The organism is Plesiomonas sp. ISS29 (assembly GCF_056522795.1).
Genome location: NZ_JAWRZQ010000001.1, coordinates 1,486,046 through 1,504,079, shown reverse-complemented (window position 1 = coordinate 1,504,079; position 18,034 = coordinate 1,486,046). Strand labels below are relative to the sequence as shown.

Sequence of the window (18,034 nt, the reverse complement as noted above, 5' to 3'; positions counted from 1 at the left end):
TAAAAAACCGCCGACAGCTTACACTGCGGCGGTTTTTTTGTATCACAGAATCAGTGAGATATCACTGACGCTGCATACGCTTAGTTTGACGGACGGCGACGTGGCTGACCGCTATTTGGGCGACGATCAGACGCTGAAGCATCACGATCACGGCGCGGACGGCCTTCATTACCATACGGGCCTTGAGAGTACGGGCCACTGCTGCGTGATTCTGAATTACCTTCACGGCGCGGTGCTGCACCGCTACGACCACGGCCATTGCCCTGACCCTGACCACCGCTACGACCGCGACCATTACCTTGACGGCCATTGGCAATCGGTTCGGCACGAATAGAAGGATCAGGCTCAAAACCATCAATCGCCTGCTTTGGAATCTCACGCTTGAGCAAACGTTCGATATCGCGCAGCAATTTGTGTTCATCAACACAAACCAGCGACAATGCCAAACCTTCACAACCGGCACGGCCAGTACGGCCAATACGGTGCACATAATCTTCCGCCACGTTTGGCAACTCAAAGTTCACCACATACGGCAGCTGATCAATATCCAGACCACGTGCGGCAATATCAGTTGCAACCAGCACACGCACTTTACCGGATTTAAAATCATCCAGCGCACGGGTACGCGCACCTTGGCTCTTATTACCGTGAATAGCGGCCGAGGTTATACCATCGCGCTCAAGCTGCTCAGAAAGATGGTTTGCGCCATGCTTGGTACGGGTAAATACCAGCACCTGACGCCACTGATCTTTTCCAATCAGATACGACAAAAGTTCACGCTTACGCTTACGATCAACTAAATGCACGCGCTGCTCAACCTGCTCGGAAGCGGTATTACGGCGAGCCACTTCAATCAGCTGCGGATTTTTCAGTAACTTATCGGCCAGACCTTTAATGTCATCAGAAAATGTAGCTGAGAACAGCAGGTTCTGACGCTTGTTTGGCAGGTAAGCTAAAACTTTACGAATATCATGGATAAAGCCCATATCGAGCATACGATCAGCTTCATCCAGCACCAGCGTTTCAACTTTTGCTAGTGATACCGCATTTTGCTGTACCAGATCGAGCAAACGGCCCGGTGTGGCCACCAGTACATCAACACCACTACGCAGTTTCATCATCTGCGGGTTGATGCTCACGCCGCCGAACACAACCAGTGAACGGATTGGCAGATATTTACTGTACTCGCGTACGTTCTCCCACACCTGAGCGGCCAGCTCACGTGTTGGGGTTAAAATCAGAGCCCGCACAGGACGACGCCCTTTAGGCTGCGGCTGCGTGCTTAATTGCTGCAATAAAGGCAGGGTAAAACCTGCTGTTTTGCCTGTTCCCGTTTGGGCGCTGGCCATAATATCGCGGCCTTGCAGCACCACCGGAATGGCCTGACGCTGAATCGGGGTGGGCTGGCTATAACCCTGTTCAGCAACTGCGCGTAACAATTCATCGCACAGGCCAAGAGAATCAAATGATTCCATGTTTTCAACAGACATAAAAATTATGCTCCCGAACTCAGCTTCCCACAATTATTGCGGGTCGGTCTCCTGCTGAGTTCATTATCAGGGCGCGGCAAATTGCCTACGCCAACAAGAGGTACAGACCGAGGCGTACCACAGGGGGGGGATTGTAGCAGAGGATCGGCTTTGATGTGAGTTTAATCACAAAGCGCGCTGTCACGGCGGTGCACGCGTACAGCAAAATCAGTTTCACAGGAAAATTGATCCTGAGCCCGTAAAAATTCCCACACAGATTCAGCCGCACGCCAGGCAAACGGCGTCATCTGTAGCAAGGCCTCGGCTGCTGAACCACTGAGCATCATCGGGTACGATAACCGTAGATCTTCAACCAGTGTAAAGCCGTCAAGGTGTTCATCTGCACACGGGTGCAGCACCACATCACCATAAACCTGCTCTTTGAGTTGATACAAATGGCGCGGAGCCGGTGAAACGGTAATCACAATGCCACCCGCTTTGAGGGTACGTGCCAGCTCTGCGGCATTACAAGGGGCATAAATACGTACCACCGCATCAAGGCTCTGATCGTTAAACGGCAAACGCTGGCTGGAAGCAACACAAAAATCGCACTGCGGATAGCGCTTGGCCGCATAACGGATTGCCACTTTCGAGATATCCAACCCAATGACACGGGTGGATAAAGAGGCATCGGTGGCCGGATCGGCTGAGTCAGCCCCAGCCGCGTGTAAAGAGAGCGCATCAGCAAATGCGGAAGTGTAATACCCTTCGCCACAACCGATATCCAATAGCGTTAACGCCCGATCTTGCGGCTGTTTATCTGCCAGCAATGTATCAACCAACAGAGAAGCCACTTTATCGCGCAACGGCTGATAATATCCGGCATCTAAAAATGCGCGGCGTGCCTGCATCATCTCTTTGTTATCTCCGGGATTTTTCGAGCGTTTATGCTGTACCGGCATTAAATTGACATAACCCTCTTTGGCACAATCAAACTGGTGGTGATTAGCACAGCACCACTGCTGGCTATTTTGCACCGTTTTTTGTGCCAAGGGTTGGTGACAAAGAGGGCACTGGTAAGCTAAAGCACGCAACATAGATAATCCTAACGACAACATCGGGTAAACAAGGCAAAAGTGACAAGCGAAAACGGCAGTATATCGAGCAACTCTATGCCAAGGCTATTGATAATAGCGCTACATGAGTAAGATGCAGAGAAAAATAGGGCAAAAAAATAGCCTGAGAAACTCAGGCTATTTATCCAGCGTATGCGATTCAATATATAATACCCGCCGTATAAGGCTGATATTTTCGGTTATCATGCCATTTTATTGATGGCTTACTGACAGCATGATAACGCGCATATACGACGTAACAGTTATAAGAGCAGCAGTAAAATAATTACTGCTTAAATTTACGCATCACCAGTGTGGCGTTGGTGCCACCAAAACCGAAGCTGTTTGACATAACGGTAGTCAGCTCACGTTCGGTAGTTTCGGTGATGATGTTCAGCCCTGCGGCTTGCTCATCAAGCTGATCAATGTTGATGCTTGGTGCAATGAAGCTGTGCTCCATCATCAGCAGGCTGTAAATGGCTTCATGCACACCCGCCGCACCCAGCGCATGGCCGGTCATCGCTTTGGTTGCGGAAATGGCTGGGCAAGTATCGCCAGCAAACATCTCTTGAATTGCGCCCAGCTCTTTCACATCCCCCACCGGAGTAGATGTGCCGTGGGTATTGATGTAATCAATTGGGGTATCAACGCCGTGCATCGCCATCTTCATACAACGTACTGCGCCCTCACCTGACGGTGCGACCATGTCGTAACCATCTGATGTTGCACCGTAGCCGACAATTTCAGCATAAATTTTCGCACCACGCGCCAGCGCATGCTCAAGCTCTTCGACTACAACCATGCCACCGCCGCCAGAGATAACAAAACCATCACGGCCAGCATCATAAGTACGGGAAGCCAGTTCCGGTGTTTCGTTATATTTGGTTGACAGTGCGCCCATAGCGTCAAATTCCATCGCCATTGACCAGTCAAGCTCTTCGCCACCACCGGCAAACACGATATCTTGTTTACCCAGTTGGATCTGCTCAACCGCATGGCCAATACAGTGTGCTGATGTAGCACATGCCGAGCTAATAGAGTAGTTGATACCACGGATTTTAAACGGCGTTGCCAAGCAAGCTGACACACCCGAGGTCATGGTTTTTGGCACCATATACGGGCCAACACCACGCAGACCGCGTGAACGCATAGCATCAGCGGCAGCAATTTGATTGCGTGGCGAACCACCACCGGTACCGACAACCAAGCCGGTACGATCATTAGAGACCTGTTCATCACTCAAACCGGCATCAGTAATCGCTTCTTGCATTGAAAGATAAGCAAATGCGGAAGCATCGCTCATAAAGCGGTACACTTTGCGATCAATCAGGCCGGTGAGATCCAGTTTGATGTCGCCCCAAACCTGACTGCGCATATTCATGTCACGCAGCGTTTCGGAGAAAGTGATACCAGAGCGACCGGCTTTCAACGAATCCAGAACTTCTGCTTTATTATTCCCGATGCTGGAAACGATTCCGAATCCTGTAATTACGGCTCTTTTCATGCCTAAAACATCCTTAACGCTTTGCAATTGGCCAAAGTTTAACGGTTTTGTTGTCGAGAAGTGGTCAGCTTTCCACATTTTGTCGAGTGGTCGGTGCTGTTACAATACCGTCAAGTTCCATTTTTGAGTTTACTTACAGTGAACAACTCTTTGATTCAACAGGCAACTCTGCATTTTAATGAACAAGGTACACCTGTATCATCTGAATTTGGTGATGTCTATTTTTCCAACGATAACGGGTTGGAAGAGACGCAATATGTCTTTCTAGACGGAAATCAGCTACCCGATCGCTGGCATTCACATGCGGCGCATGCTTTTATTATTGCTGAAACCGGTTTTGGTACGGGCCTTAATTTTCTGACAGTATGGCAGGCTTTTCGTCAATTCAAGACTGAAAACCCACATTCCGCATTAAAACGTCTGCATTTTATCAGTTTTGAGAAGTTTCCGTTATCAATCTCTGATCTGCAATTGGCGCACCAGTCATGGCCGCAGTTGGCCGATCTGTGCGGTGAATTACATCAGCACTGGCCGCTTCCCCTTTCCGGTTGTCAGCGAATACTGCTTGATCAAGGTTCTGTGGTGCTCGATTTATGGTTTGGCGATATCAACCAGACTCTGCCGGCACTAAACCAAAGTTATCAGCGCAGTGTTGATGCATGGTTTTTAGATGGTTTTGCGCCGTCAAAAAACCCCGATATGTGGCAGCAAACCCTGTTTGAACATATGGTACGGCTGACCCGTGATTCGGGCACATTTGCAACCTTTACTGCCGCAGGCTTTGTGCGCCGGGGGCTGCAAGCGGCCGGTTTTAAGGTAGTGCGGCGCAAAGGCTTTGCACATAAACGCGAAATGCTGCACGGATATGTTGCCGACAGATTGTTATGCAAATTATCAGACAACATACCGACAGCGCCAATTTCAGCCTGCTATGCACGCCCCAAAGCCAGCCAGTTGCAGGATGTTGCCATTATCGGTGGCGGAATTGCCAGCGCGCTGCTGGCACATGCTCTGATGCTGCGTGGCGCGCAAGTCACCCTGTATTGCGCCGATGCAAAAGCCGCGCAAGGCGCGTCGGGAAATCGTCAGGGGGCGCTGTATCCGCTGCTCAATGGCGAGAAAAATGCACTGGCACGCTTTTTTGCGCATGCATTCACTTTTGCGCGCCAGCAATATGATGCGCTGGCCGCCACAGGTGTGGCCTTTGATCATCAGTGGTGCGGTGTGTTACAGCTAGGTTATGACAACCACAGTAGCACAAAGCTAAATGCATTGTTTGATACATCAGGCGGTACGCCGTGGCCCACAGAGTTAGTTTGCGCTCACACTACAGAGAGTGCCAACCAGCGTGCAGGGGTAGAAGTCAACTGTACTGCAGCAGAGTACCCGCAGGGTGGCTGGCTGTATCCGGCACAACTGACCCAAAATGTGCTCGATCACCTTGAACAGCAGGGGCTGACCATACATTATCAGCAGAATATTACCGCGCTGGCGCGTGCTGATAATCACTGGGTACTATCCGGTGTTCCGGAAACCTCAGAAACTGAGGAAACCCACAAGATATCCTATCCGCATGCGGTGGTTGTATTGGCCAATGGCCATCGCGTAACGGATTACAGCCAAAGTGAGCACTTACCTTTATCCTCGGTGCGCGGGCAGGTATCACATATGCCGGCACATCCGGCACTTTCGACACTGCGCACGGTATTATGCTACGAAGGCTATTTAACGCCAGCCGATCTGACACCGATAACCGATGGTGATAATTCACACCACCACTGCTTAGGGGCAACTTACGGGCGCAGTGATACCGATACCGCGTTACGGGCCGCCGATCAGCAGGAGAATCTGGCTAAGTTGCAGCGCAGTTTACCCAATGCGGTGTGGGCTAAACAGATACAAACCGGTGACAAGGCGCGTGCCGCAATCCGCTGTGCAACCCGCGATCACTTCCCGATGATGGGCGCTGTACCTGATTATTCTGCAACACTCAGCCAGTACGCTGATTTACAACAGCAGCTGTGCCAAAGCCCTGAGGCTATCGCGCCAGCGCCGTATCACCCAGATCTGTTTGTGCTTGCAGCTCTTGGCTCACGCGGTTTAACCAGTGCGCCACTGCTGGCCGAACTGCTGGCCGCGCAAATGAGCGGTGAACCCCTGCCACTGGCAGAGGATATTCTACAGGCGCTGAATCCGAACCGTTATTGGATACGCAAACTGTTAAAAGGCAAACCGATTGTGATGGGTGATCAGAGCACCAAAAAAGCAGATATAACGATTAACGATGGAAATAAAAACAGGAACAAAAACGGGTAATAAAATAAACAAGGCTACTATGACAAGAATAACCTGCATAACAGCGGCTAAATAAAAGCAACTGAATAACGGAAATTAACCCAAGGATAAACGATAACAGCCGCATTTTTCGAAATAACGGATTTTTCGAAATAAAGAATGTGGCTGCTATTACATCTGTGATAACACGGTACTTTGCTGCAAACCTTAATCACACCTTACTGCGTAATGGTAGGTTCGGCAGTAGGAGCTTTATCCCTATTTAGTAAGCATTTACTTCGCTCTTCTGGCTCGCGCTGTTTAATGATCTCGTGCGTTTCATCAACCGCTGGTAATTCAAACCCCATATCATCAAACGCATTAAACCCGACTAAACGATAACCGGCTAAATGCCCAGAAACCGGCACTCTAAATTCAATTTTCTGATTTGGTTCTATCACCGAATAATCAATAGTATAGGTTTTTTGCGGAGCACAGTTTTCCGCCAGTGCCAGAACCGTAACATAACCGGAGGTAATTGGCGTATCACCTTTATTTTGGATTGTTCCGCCAACAAAAAACTGCCCGTTAGCACCTAACCCCATATGAAACAATAAATGTGCTTGCCCTGCTGCATAAACAGAGGTACTGCTCAGCAAAGGAATTAAGACCAGAAACCGCCCTATCCTGAAAAAAGAACGCAGTGACATTATTGCTATTCCCCACAACGCTATACCAAAAAGAAAAACGGTATTAAATAAACAAAAGGATTTACCTTTCCCAATACCGCTGTTTTATATCAATATCTTTTTAAGATTAAGCAGCGTAACGATAGATGGCAAGGCGAGAAAATGAATATAGTTTTCCAGTTTTTGCAACAAGGTGAATGCACCGTGCAAAAACAAAAACGCCAGCCTGAACAATCAGGCTGGCGTTAAATTCACCTTAACTTTTCCCTTTTTTAAAAGGGGATGTTACCGCTATTTTTTGCCAAAAATAGCCAATGCAGTAACAGTATTCACTTTTGCACCGAGCGGTATAGCAGCCAAATCAACAAAGAAATCTGGGTTGTGATTTGAGTACGGGAATGGCATGCCTTTGGCGCGGGCCGCAGCAAACAGATCCGGCGGCGCTACACCAATGAGCATGTAAGAGTACGGAACATCAAGCCCTTTGAAGGCTTCTTGAAAATCTTCTGAACCCATCACCGCAGGGAACTGCTCAATCAGCTTTCCTTTCCCCAGTAATTGTTCAAGTTCTGGATTAATTTTTTCAACCAGTGCCGCATTATTAACAACCGGGCCGGCATTACCTTTCATGGTGCGAGTCGGCATTTTATCTTCCGGAACACCGGCAGAGATAGCAATACCTCTGTTTACTTCATCAATACGTTTGATCAATTGATCACGAATTTCAGGTGTAAACCAGCGCAGATTCAGTTTTAGCTCTGCCGTATTTGGGATCACATTATTATCACGGCCTGTCACAATAGAGCCTACTGACAGCACCGCAGCCGCTTGCGGGTCAATATTGCGGCTAATAATGGTTTGATACGCCAGCACTGCCTGTGAAGCCATAACAACCGGATCTATGGTCATTTGCGGGGTTGAACCGTGGCCACCTACGCCCTGAAACAGGATATCAAGCTGGTCAACACCGGCCATCCGCACGCCGGGGGCATTTGCTACCACACCCACCGGCCCTGGCGCGGTATGTGCGCCAAATGCATAATCAGGTTTCGGAAAACCTCGCTCCCAAAGCTTATCTTGCACCATAGCCTGTGCACCGGTACCCAGCTCTTCTGCCGGTTGAGCGTAGACGACCAATGTACCCGACCACTCATTTTTCAGGTCAACCAAGGCTTTTGCCGTGCCGAGCAGCCATGTGGTGTGCGCATCGTGTCCGCAGGCGTGCATGGCATCCACCTCTGTGCCATCGGCTAAACGTTGTTTCTGAGTTGCGGCATACGGTAAGCCAGTCTCTTCGCGCACCGCGTTGGCATCCATATCTGCGCGATACCACACCGTTGGGCCATTACCGTTTTTCAGCACGCCCACAACACCGGTTTTACCAATCCCTTCAGTAACCTCAAAACCCAGCGCTTTTAGCTCTTTACTGACGATGGCGGCAGTGCGTTGTTCTGTAAAAGCAATTTCAGGGTGCTGGTGAATGTCTTTAAAAATACCCGTTAAGCGCGCAGTGTCTGCATCAACGGCACTGCCGACTTTTTTAATTAACTCAGGGGAAAGCACTGACTGACGTGCGCCAGCCGGGGTTGCGGCCGCTGCAACTTCTGTTGTTGGCATTTTTTTGCTCTCCGCAGACGGTGAATCGGCAGCCAATGCTAAAAATGAACCCATCAGCGCAGCCAATGGTACAAGCACCCGTGAATGTGATAAACGCATATTGACTCCTTTTTTATATACACTGCTTTAATACTACACACTAAAACAGTGTTCAACAAAAAACTATTTTTATTAACATTGAGCATGCTATAGATCTGTATAGGCCTGTTTTGCGTCAATTTTTCAGTTTTCCATTTCTGTAGCCCATTAATAAATAATGGTTGAATTTATCAATAAAGCCGAAAAAATAAGCACATAAAAAGGAATATATACCCAAAGACTTAAACCAAAGGTAACTCAACTGCCGGTATAAATAGCAAAGAGAAAAAATAAATTAATTTAATTGATAAATAGGAACAGCATGCGAAAATTTCACGCCGATATTATTCAAGGTGGAGACTATTTGTTAAAAGTGCTATTTATTAAAATAGCTGTTTATTACCGGTGCTTTTTCAGAGCGACTTTGATCAATCAACTGTAATCAATCAACAATAATAAAAACCGGAAATATCCGTATGGTATTTCCGGCCAGAATCAATAAAGTAAATACTGCGTTAAGGTAGTTATGGCTTAATTTGCTGTAACAAACCAGCCCATAACCCGCGTACTAACCCTTGATCGGGTGGCGAGAGTTCACCATTAGCAATAGCTGCATCAAGGCTAGCATCAACACAGGTAGCCAGTGCCGCAAGCGTGTTTTCACCTGCCAGATCAGCTTGTGCCGCCGCCAGCGTAATGTGCCCGCGTAAATAGCCACCGGCAAATAACTCATCATCAGTAGCCTGTTCAACCATGTTATCAATTAGGGCTAATATCTGGTTTTCAAATTCAACAATCTCAACGCTCATGCCTGTTGTTCTCATACTGTATAGGGGGTTACGCGGCCAATTCCACGGTATGAGAGCATATTATCACTGTTTACCGGAACAGTAATTTATCTGTATCCTGATAATTTGTAGCACAAATATTACCAGCTGGTGATCTTCCCTCTCCACAGGATCATTGCTTTAGCCGGAAAATATGCGCTAAATCACATATATTTTATTAGCTTTACACTTATTTTTCAGTACGCTGCCAATATGCAAAAAACATAAAATAAATAAGAATTACTAATGCGAAAAAAGAGCAATTTCGTCGTAAAATAGCGTAGTAAGGGTTCGGTATGTTGTCTATCGATTAGTAAAAACATATCGGTGAAGTGCTACATTGGTCTATTTTCATGCATGGCGACACTCTTTTATGCTGCTCACTATTTTATATTTAATCGGGATCACGGCAGAAGCGATGACCGGTGCTCTGGCTGCTGGCCGCCGCAAGATGGATCTGTTTGGGGTGATTATTATCGCCAGTGTTACCGCTATTGGTGGTGGGTCTATCCGCGATATGCTGCTAGGGCACTTCCCGCTAGGCTGGGTCAAACACCCGCACTATATTGTTATCGTGGCGTGTGCCGCTATTTTAACGGTATGGATTTCACCGGTAATGAAACACCTGCGTAAGGTGTTTTTGGTGCTCGATGCACTGGGCCTCATTGTTTTTTCGATCATCGGCGCACAGGTTGCACTGGATATGAATCACGGGCCGATTATTGCGGTTATTGCTGCTGTGATCACCGGTGCATTTGGCGGCGTATTGCGTGATTTGCTCTGTAATCAGATCCCGCTGGTGTTTCAAAAAGAGCTGTATGCGGGGATCTCTTTTGCGTCGGGCATTTTATATATCGGCTTACCGTATTTGGGTTTAGATCAAAACAGTGTCACCCTGATCACCTTGGTTGCCGGATTTGCCGCACGTTTATTGGCAATGCACTTTTCACTCGGCTTGCCGGTATTTAACTACCAGCAGACAGAAGATCATTAAATTTCCATATGAAAAACGTAATGGATAAATATAGGTAGCCACAAATACAGTACAAGTACAGTGCAAGCAAAAATAAGAAAGGCCGAAGATTGATTAATCCGGCCTTTCTTATTTGTCATTAATGATGAATAACTCATCACTCACTTATTAGCCCGTTAGCTAACTAACTCATCAGCGAACTAAACCACAGTGAAAACTGCGCGCCATGGCTGTCAAACAGCATTTTTCCGGTCATCAATACTGAAACTGTCACAATCATCGGGCGGATCAGCTTTTGCCCGCGAGTCATCACCATGCCAGCTCCCAAACGGGCACCAATAAATTGCCCCGCCATCATCACCAACCCAATGCTCCACACCACCTTTCCACCCAGCGCAAAAAACAGTAACGAAGCGATGTTTGATGTGCAGTTGAGCACTTTTGTGTGTGCAGTGGCTTTAGCTAAATTAAACCCAAGCAGCGTAACAAAGGCTACGGCAAAAAATGAGCCTGTTCCCGGGCCAAAAAAACCATCATAAAAGCCAACGCTAAAACCTGCCGTTAAACCAAATGCCACATACGAAAGTCGGCTATGCCTGTCGGTAGCGCCCAGTGTCGGGGTTAGCAGAAAATAGAGCCCGACCGCAACAATTAGAAAAGGTAATACCTGCCGTAGCATTGATGTATCAATGGTTTGCACCAACAGAGTACCCAATACCGAGCCGATAAAGGTGCAACCAATCATAAACTTGATATCGGTTAATTTTACCGCCCCCTGCCGGATAAAATACCAGCTGGCAGAAAATGAGCCCCCTGTTCCTTGTAATTTATTCGTCCCCAGTGCCATGGCCGGCGGCAACCCTGCTGCCAGCAGTGCTGGAACGGTAATCAACCCACCACCACCGGCGATGGCATCAATAAACCCTGACAGCATGGCCGCCGCAAACAACAATGCGATAATTTCAACCGAAAACCCGAATTCCAACTGGCATCCTTACTTCTATTTCTGGGGCAAGATCGCTATTTTAGCGCGTAATGAAACCCCAACAAAGGAACTGGATCGCATGTTATATATCATTTATGACTATTTCTGCGGGCTGCATACGGCCACTCACGGCAATAAATAAAACGGTCTGATTTATTGTGGTGATTTATAGAATAGGGTTGAGGGTGGGTTCTTTATTTAAAGTTAATTAAAATGATTTATATTGTAAAATATAAAACCATTTTTATGAAATAAGAACATAATGAATTAATCACACAAAATACAGCATTCTACATTAACTTAACATGCCACATTAAATACACATTATAAATAGAAACAAAAATATAAATAAACATGCTTTATAAATACGTATATCTCCCTGATAAATATCACACAATTTATCATTTAGTTAATAACTATAAGAGCCTTAATTCATATCAACTTGGCGCGGTTTTGTGACCAGCCCCTTTTTAATAACCACCATGCAGATCAACTTCACGTAACCTGAGTGTGAGTGATTGACCTTATTTATCTATTTATGCGAAAGTCACCGCTCTTAAAATAACCAGATTATGCTGAGCATATACCGTACCTAAACGAATTTTTATTACAAGCTCAGCCTAACGTAGATTAATACATGCCAATGTTTCGCTATTATTACGTTGTACTTAATGGCGGCATATATCATTTTTGTTACAAGGATATCCTATATGGTAGCTCTCATCAGTTTGGTTGTTGTATTTGCAACCGGTTATCTGATTGTTAAGAAATATAATCCACAAATGGTTCTTTTTATAGCGGGTATTATTTTATTAGCGTCTGCTATTTTACTTGGCGTAGGAACACCACTCCCTGAAGCGAAATCAAGCGGCTCTGTCTGGCTCGATATTTTCTATTACATCAAAGGGATGATGGGCAGCACCGTTGCTGATCTGGGTCTGATTATCATGGCCGTGGGTGGTTTTGCTAAGTATATGGATCATATCGGTGCATCCCGCGCACTGGTGGCGATTTCAACCCGCCCGCTTTCAATCATTCGTAACCCATATTTAGTGATGGCGATGGGCTATATCTTAGGCCAGTTGCTGAATATCTTTATTCCAAGTGCGGCGGGTTTGGGTCTGTTACTGATGGTAACCATGTACCCTATCATGATCAATTTAGGTGTCAGCCGCATGTCTGCGGCGGCAGTCATCGCCACCACCGCATGTCTTGATCTTGGCCCAGCATCGGGTAACGTTAATCTGGCATCTAAAATTGCTGAGATGCCGGTCACCGAATACTTCCTGACCTATCAAGGCCCTGTGGCTATTGCCGGAATGCTGACCATTGCCGTTTTACATATGGTAGTACAGCGCTGGTTTGATATGCGCGAAGCGAAAAATCCGGTTGCCTATGAAGAAACTGAAAATACCGAACAAACCCTCAGCACTCCGCCACTGTGGTATGCCCTGTTCCCAATGATCCCGCTGATCCTGATTTTCACATTCAGCAAAATGATCATCTCAACAGTTAAAATTGATGTTGTTACCGCCATGCTAATCAGCTTTGCGGTGGCTATGGCTGTCGAAACTGTGCGTTTTGGCGGTAAAAAAGTCTTCAAAGATATACTGGTGTTCTTTGATGCTATGGGTAAGGCTTTTGCGCGCGTTGTCAGCCTGATTATTGCTGGCCAAACACTGGCGCACGGCCTGAAAGCTATCGGCATTTTGGATATGGTGATCCACGGGGCGATTGCATCCAATGTCTCGCCGGTTTTCTTGGTGCTGCTCATGGTGGTGATTATTACTGTTGCGGCATTCCTGATGGGTTCAGGTAACGCGCCTTTCTTCTCATTTGCCGCCATGGTGCCGGATATTGCCGGTAAAGTGGGTATCCATGCTGTTTCCATGCTGCTGCCAATGCAGTTAGCTGCCGGTATTGGCCGCACCATCTCCCCAATTACCGGCGTGATTGTCGCCGTTGCCGGCGCAGCAGGGGTATCACCGTTTGATCTGGTCAAACGAACCGCCATTCCAATGCTCGGCGCACTGGTGGTTACCACCCTGTACTCACTGATTTTCTACGTATAATCGCGGTGTCATTCCGCATACATTGATACATTAATACATTGATACGATGACCATTAACCGCCATCAAATACCCTAGGTCGATGGCAGTAAAAAACGGCCGGAACAGTGCATGCTGTACCGGCCGTTTTTTGTATCTTGTTATCTCTTAAACACTGTTTTGGGGAAACACCCCACTAAGGCAATAAAGCCTGACATGCCGCAGGCATAACTGGCGGAGCTTTCGGTAAAGAAGGCTTTTTGGGGTGGCTCGGTTTTACCGGCGGTGGCGGGCGCAGCCAATCGGTCAGCTCTTGTCCGCAGCCATCTCCGGCCGGAGGCGGTAGCTGTGCTTGGCACCCAGCAGAACCCGGTGGGCAATCAAGCCTAACATGCATGTGATAATCGTGCCCGCCCCATGGCCGCACTTTGTGCAACCAACGGGTATCACCGGCAGCCTGAGCCGTTTCGCACAACTGCTTTTTTATCGCCGGATTAACAAAAATACGTGCTACTTTCGGATCAGTTGCCGCCAATTCAACTAAACGCGCATAGTCCGCTTCCCACAATGCGGGTTTAATTTTTCTGGCAGAGAAATCCACCAAACTGACAGCGGCTGGATTTTGTCTTTGCTTAGCGCTCAGTTTTCCCTGACTAAAACGCAGCCAGATATCCACATCCAGCCCGTTTTGGTGGCTGGCATGGCCAGAGTTAAAGCGCCCGCCCACCGGCATTGCCATATCGCCGACCCAAAAATTATCCAGACCAGCCTGCTGACTGCGCTCGGCCAGCCGTGTCACAAAGCGGATCAGCTCCGGATGCCCGAAATAACGCAATCGCTCGGTTCTGATCACCTCATACCCCTTGCCCGATAACGGCAAAGGCATAGCACCAACCACACAGCCATTAGCGTACCCACCAATAGCCTGCGGCGTGCCGCGTACCGGTGCGGTGAACTGGCTCCACGGCGAGGCGGCAACCGCCGAAGTAAAACAGGCCAACGCCGCAGCCATGCACAGCGGCGTGATTACCCGATGCTTGCCTCTGTTCATACTGACCATGCAGGTGTGGAAGTCTGCACATTGGCACACTGCGCGCGATGGCGCAGCAGGTGATCAAGCAGCACAATCGCCATCATCGCCTCGGCAATCGGCACGGCGCGAAGGCCAACACAAGGGTCGTGCCGCCCTTTCGTCACCACCTCAATCGCCTCGCCTTGCGTGTTGATCGAGCGCCCCGCAATGGTAATGCTAGAGGTCGGTTTCAGAGCCAAATGCGCCACAATCGGCTGGCCGCTGCTGATCCCGCCCAGAATACCGCCCGCATGGTTGCTCAAAAAACCCTGCGGAGTGATCTCATCACGGTGCTCGCTACCACGCTGGCTGACTACGGCAAAGCCATCGCCAATCTCGACCCCTTTCACCGCATTAATGCTCATCAGTGCGTGGGCTAAATCGGCATCCAAACGATCAAAAACCGGCTCACCCAAGCCAACCGGCACATGTTCGGCAATTACCGTGACTTTTGCGCCGACCGAGTCACCCTCTTTTTTCAGATCACGGATCAGTGCATCTAAAGCCTCTAACTTTGCGGGATCAGGGCAAAAGAAGGGGTTCTGCTCAACCTGCTGCCAATCAACCAGATCAAGCGCAATATCCCCCATTTGGGATAAATAACCGCGCACCTGCACACCAAACTGTTGTTGTAGATATTTCTTAGCAATCGCACCGGCAGCGACACGCATCGCGGTTTCGCGGGCAGACGAGCGGCCACCACCGCGGTAATCACGTAGGCCATATTTTTGATGATAGGTATAATCGGCATGACCGGGGCGGAACTGCTCTTTAATCGCCGAATAATCTTGCGAGCGCTGATCGGTATTTTCGATTAACAGCCCAATGCTCGTGCCGGTGGTTTTTCCCTCAAAAACACCCGAGAGAATTTTCACCGCATCCGGTTCTCGGCGCTGTGTCGTATAGCGTGACGTTCCGGGGCGACGGCGATCCAGATCATGCTGTAAATCGGCCTCGGTCAGGCTGATATTCGGCGGCACGCCATCTACAATACACCCTAATGCTATGCCGTGTGATTCACCAAAGGTCGTCACCCGGAAAAGTTGTCCGATACTGTTCCCTGCCATCAGTCCATCCGTTTTATATTCATCGTTATTATTGGGGTTCTTGTGCTGTTTTGGTGTTTTACGCTTTATTTTTTGCGTTTTTACCTTCCCTGATAATGCGCAATAAAAACGGGCAGCTCAAGGCTACCCGTTCGGAAATTTCACATTTTCAGTCAGATTGCGCCGATTAGTCTCGGTAAATCGCAAAATGGTGGTAGTGATCGACAATCTGCTGACGCGTCAGCATAAAGACACCTAAACCACCGTGTTCAAACTCTAACCACGTGAATGGCACATCCGGATACTGTGCTTCTAAATGGATCATGCTGTTGCCCACTTCACAGATCAGCACACCGTCATCACTCAGATAATCCGGTGCACAAGCCAGAATGCGTTTGGTCAGTTTCAGCCCGTCGCGGCCCGATGCCAGACCAATCTCTGGCTCATGGCGATATTCATCAGGCATATCGGCAATATCTTCGGCATCAACATACGGCGGGTTGGTAACGATCAGATCATATTTATCTTGCGGCAGATCACGGAAAACATCAGAGCGAATCGGCGTAACCTGCTGCTCTAAGCCGTGTTCGTAGATATTATGCTCGGCAACGGATAGTGCATCCGGTGAAATATCTACAGCATCAACCTCTGCATCAGGAAATTGTGCGGCACAAGCAATGGCGATACAGCCGCTACCAGTGCACATATCCAAAATACGCTTTGGCTCACGTGGTAATAAGCCGGCAAAACGATTCTGGATCAGCTCGCCAATCGGTGAACGTGGCACTAATACCCGCTCATCCACATAGAATTCCATGCCACAAAACCAAGCGCTGTTGGTGATATACGCTACCGGAATACGCTCATTGATACGGCGCACAACACGTTCGATAACGCGATGGCGCTCACTTGGGATCAAGCGGCAGTTACGCATTTCTTGCGGTAAATCCAACGGCAGATAGAGGGTTGGCAGCACTAATGACAGCGCTTCATCCCACGGATTATCAGTACCGTGACCATAATAAATACCGGCAGCATTGAAGCGGCTGACTGTCCAGCGCAGCATATCTTGTACGGTATGCAGCTCATTGACGGCTTCATCAATAAAAATCTTATCCACGTGTAAAACCTCGCAACGTGATAATCTCGTGGTAGTTTCACTATATAATTAATGACTGATACTGACCCGATATCACATGAAGAAAAAAAATACGTTGTCCGAAGACGATTGCACCTTGTTTAAAGAAGCCATACAAGGGGCGAAAAAGATTGTGCAGGATACCATAATCCCGCCACGCATTCAGCGCCCTGAACGTGCGCAAATTCGCCTACGTCAGGAGCAAAAAGATGCCAGCTTCTACTTCTCTGACGAGTTCCAGCCACTGATTGAGCACGACGGGCCAGTCCGCTATGTCAGGGCGGATGTAAGCCATTATGAGCTCAAGCAGTTACGGCGCGGTGATTTTACACCCGAGTTGTTTCTTGATCTGCATGGATTAACGCAGGAAGAGGCAAAAAAAGAGCTGGGCGCGCTGCTGGCAGCTTGTCGGCGTGAACATGTTTCCTGTGCCTGTGTAATGCACGGCTATGGCCGCCATGTGTTGAAGCGGCAATCCCCGTTGTGGCTGGCACAGCATCCGGAAGTGAGGGCGTTTTATCAAGCCCCCAAAGAGTGGGGCGGTGATGCGGCGCTGTTGGTATTGCTGGATGTGGTGGAGTAACCGCACCGCACGGTAAACATACAAGGTGGCACGTGCAGGTTACTCCCTCTTTTAAGCCTGCACCACCTACAAAAGCTGGCTTGGCTGTATCAGACGCAGCAGTTTTCCCTGACCGGTGCTGGCATCAATCTGCAGATGTGCCAGCCCAGAGGTGGCAAACATCGGCGGAACTTCTCCAGTACACAGATCAGCCACCAGATAGCCCACCAGTGGCAGGTGTGAAACCACCAGCACACTGCTCAGGCCGCTGGCCGCCAGTGCGGTAAGGTAATCGGCTACCGTTCGTGGGTTACAATCGGGTGTTAGAGCATCCCAGATTTCCGTTTCTTTAATCACCGGAAGCAACGGCTTTACCACATCAAAGGTTTGCTGCGCGCGTAGATAGGGGCTGACAAGCGCACGCTCAATGCCGGCGGTATCCACCTCGGTTATCTTGCTATATTGTGCGGCCAGCCATGTTGCAACCAATTGGGACTCTTCACGTCCGCGCGGTGTCAGTGCTCGCTGGGCGTCGGTAGCGGCCTGATGACCAGCCTCACCGTGTCGCATAATAAATACTTGCATAATAACTGTAATCTTCTGTTTTAATCGGTTTATCCGAAGGCAAACTCACTC

General features: G+C 48.5%; 15 protein-coding genes. 4 read left to right on the top strand and 11 right to left on the bottom strand.

From position 1 onward, the window contains the following. Window positions 1-80 precede the first annotated feature (80 nt). From rhlE to fabB, 3 genes are all read right to left on the bottom strand, one after another. The gene (gene rhlE, locus AC1HDJ_RS06685) at window positions 81-1,490 is read right to left on the bottom strand and encodes an ATP-dependent RNA helicase RhlE (protein WP_438621624.1); all 1,410 of its coding nucleotides are present in this window, start codon (window positions 1,488-1,490) and stop codon (window positions 81-83) included. Between the two features lie 161 nt (window positions 1,491-1,651). Next, window positions 1,652-2,566, bottom strand: a complete 915-nt coding sequence (rlmA, locus tag AC1HDJ_RS06680) for a 23S rRNA (guanine(745)-N(1))-methyltransferase (protein WP_479534421.1) — start codon at window positions 2,564-2,566, stop codon at window positions 1,652-1,654. Window positions 2,567-2,870: 304 nt separating this feature from the next. Beyond that, window positions 2,871-4,088 carry a beta-ketoacyl-ACP synthase I gene (gene fabB / locus AC1HDJ_RS06675; RefSeq protein WP_479534419.1) on the bottom strand — a complete coding sequence of 406 codons (1,218 nt, stop codon included), beginning with the start codon at window positions 4,086-4,088 and terminating at the stop codon, window positions 2,871-2,873. 138 nt (window positions 4,089-4,226) lie between these two features. Between fabB and mnmC the strand changes: the two genes are divergently transcribed. Further along, on the top strand, window positions 4,227-6,404 hold the full coding sequence (mnmC, locus tag AC1HDJ_RS06670; protein WP_479537030.1) for a bifunctional tRNA (5-methylaminomethyl-2-thiouridine)(34)-methyltransferase MnmC2/FAD-dependent 5-carboxymethylaminomethyl-2-thiouridine(34) oxidoreductase MnmC1: 2,178 nt from the start codon (window positions 4,227-4,229) through the stop codon (window positions 6,402-6,404). A 197-nt stretch (window positions 6,405-6,601) separates the two neighbouring features. On the opposite strand, the gene AC1HDJ_RS06665 is transcribed toward mnmC, so the two are convergent. From AC1HDJ_RS06665 to AC1HDJ_RS06655, 3 genes are all read right to left on the bottom strand, one after another. Further along, the gene (locus tag AC1HDJ_RS06665) at window positions 6,602-7,072 is read right to left on the bottom strand and encodes a membrane-associated Zn-dependent protease 1 (protein ID WP_479534417.1); all 471 of its coding nucleotides are present in this window, start codon (window positions 7,070-7,072) and stop codon (window positions 6,602-6,604) included. A 270-nt stretch (window positions 7,073-7,342) separates the two neighbouring features. After that, window positions 7,343-8,767 carry an amidohydrolase gene (locus AC1HDJ_RS06660; RefSeq protein ID WP_479534415.1) on the bottom strand — a complete coding sequence of 475 codons (1,425 nt, stop codon included), beginning with the start codon at window positions 8,765-8,767 and terminating at the stop codon, window positions 7,343-7,345. A 503-nt stretch (window positions 8,768-9,270) separates the two neighbouring features. Continuing rightward, window positions 9,271-9,555 carry a YfcL family protein gene (locus AC1HDJ_RS06655; RefSeq protein WP_479534413.1) on the bottom strand — a complete coding sequence of 95 codons (285 nt, stop codon included), beginning with the start codon at window positions 9,553-9,555 and terminating at the stop codon, window positions 9,271-9,273. Window positions 9,556-9,946: 391 nt separating this feature from the next. On the opposite strand from AC1HDJ_RS06655, the gene AC1HDJ_RS06650 reads away from it, so the two are divergent. Continuing rightward, window positions 9,947-10,567 carry a trimeric intracellular cation channel family protein gene (locus AC1HDJ_RS06650; RefSeq protein WP_479534411.1) on the top strand — a complete coding sequence of 207 codons (621 nt, stop codon included), beginning with the start codon at window positions 9,947-9,949 and terminating at the stop codon, window positions 10,565-10,567. Window positions 10,568-10,730: 163 nt separating this feature from the next. On the opposite strand, the gene AC1HDJ_RS06645 is transcribed toward AC1HDJ_RS06650, so the two are convergent. Further along, window positions 10,731-11,531 carry a TSUP family transporter gene (locus AC1HDJ_RS06645; protein WP_479534409.1) on the bottom strand — a complete coding sequence of 267 codons (801 nt, stop codon included), beginning with the start codon at window positions 11,529-11,531 and terminating at the stop codon, window positions 10,731-10,733. 710 nt (window positions 11,532-12,241) lie between these two features. Here AC1HDJ_RS06645 and dcuC point away from each other — a divergent pair. Then, on the top strand, window positions 12,242-13,603 hold the full coding sequence (gene dcuC, locus AC1HDJ_RS06640) for a C4-dicarboxylate transporter DcuC (protein ID WP_479534407.1): 1,362 nt from the start codon (window positions 12,242-12,244) through the stop codon (window positions 13,601-13,603). A 173-nt stretch (window positions 13,604-13,776) separates the two neighbouring features. Here the strand turns inward: dcuC and mepA are convergent, their stop codons facing one another. From mepA to prmB, 3 genes are all read right to left on the bottom strand, one after another. Further along, window positions 13,777-14,631 (bottom strand): penicillin-insensitive murein endopeptidase, encoded by an 855-nt coding sequence (gene mepA, locus AC1HDJ_RS06635; RefSeq protein ID WP_479534405.1) that lies wholly within the window; start codon window positions 14,629-14,631, stop codon window positions 13,777-13,779. Next, window positions 14,628-15,719, bottom strand: a complete 1,092-nt coding sequence (aroC, locus tag AC1HDJ_RS06630; RefSeq protein WP_479537633.1) for a chorismate synthase — start codon at window positions 15,717-15,719, stop codon at window positions 14,628-14,630. Before aroC ends, mepA begins: the two co-directional genes overlap by 4 nt. 166 nt (window positions 15,720-15,885) lie before the next feature. Then, on the bottom strand, window positions 15,886-16,818 hold the full coding sequence (prmB, locus tag AC1HDJ_RS06625; RefSeq protein ID WP_479534400.1) for a 50S ribosomal protein L3 N(5)-glutamine methyltransferase: 933 nt from the start codon (window positions 16,816-16,818) through the stop codon (window positions 15,886-15,888). 76 nt (window positions 16,819-16,894) lie between these two features. On the opposite strand from prmB, the gene smrB reads away from it, so the two are divergent. Beyond that, a complete protein-coding gene (gene smrB, locus AC1HDJ_RS06620; RefSeq protein WP_438621610.1) occupies window positions 16,895-17,419 on the top strand; it encodes an endonuclease SmrB in 525 nt (174 codons plus the stop codon). Window positions 17,420-17,485: 66 nt separating this feature from the next. Here the strand turns inward: smrB and sixA are convergent, their stop codons facing one another. Then, a complete protein-coding gene (gene sixA, locus AC1HDJ_RS06615) occupies window positions 17,486-17,983 on the bottom strand; it encodes a phosphohistidine phosphatase SixA (protein WP_479534398.1) in 498 nt (165 codons plus the stop codon). Between the last annotated feature and the right edge of the window lie 51 nt (window positions 17,984-18,034).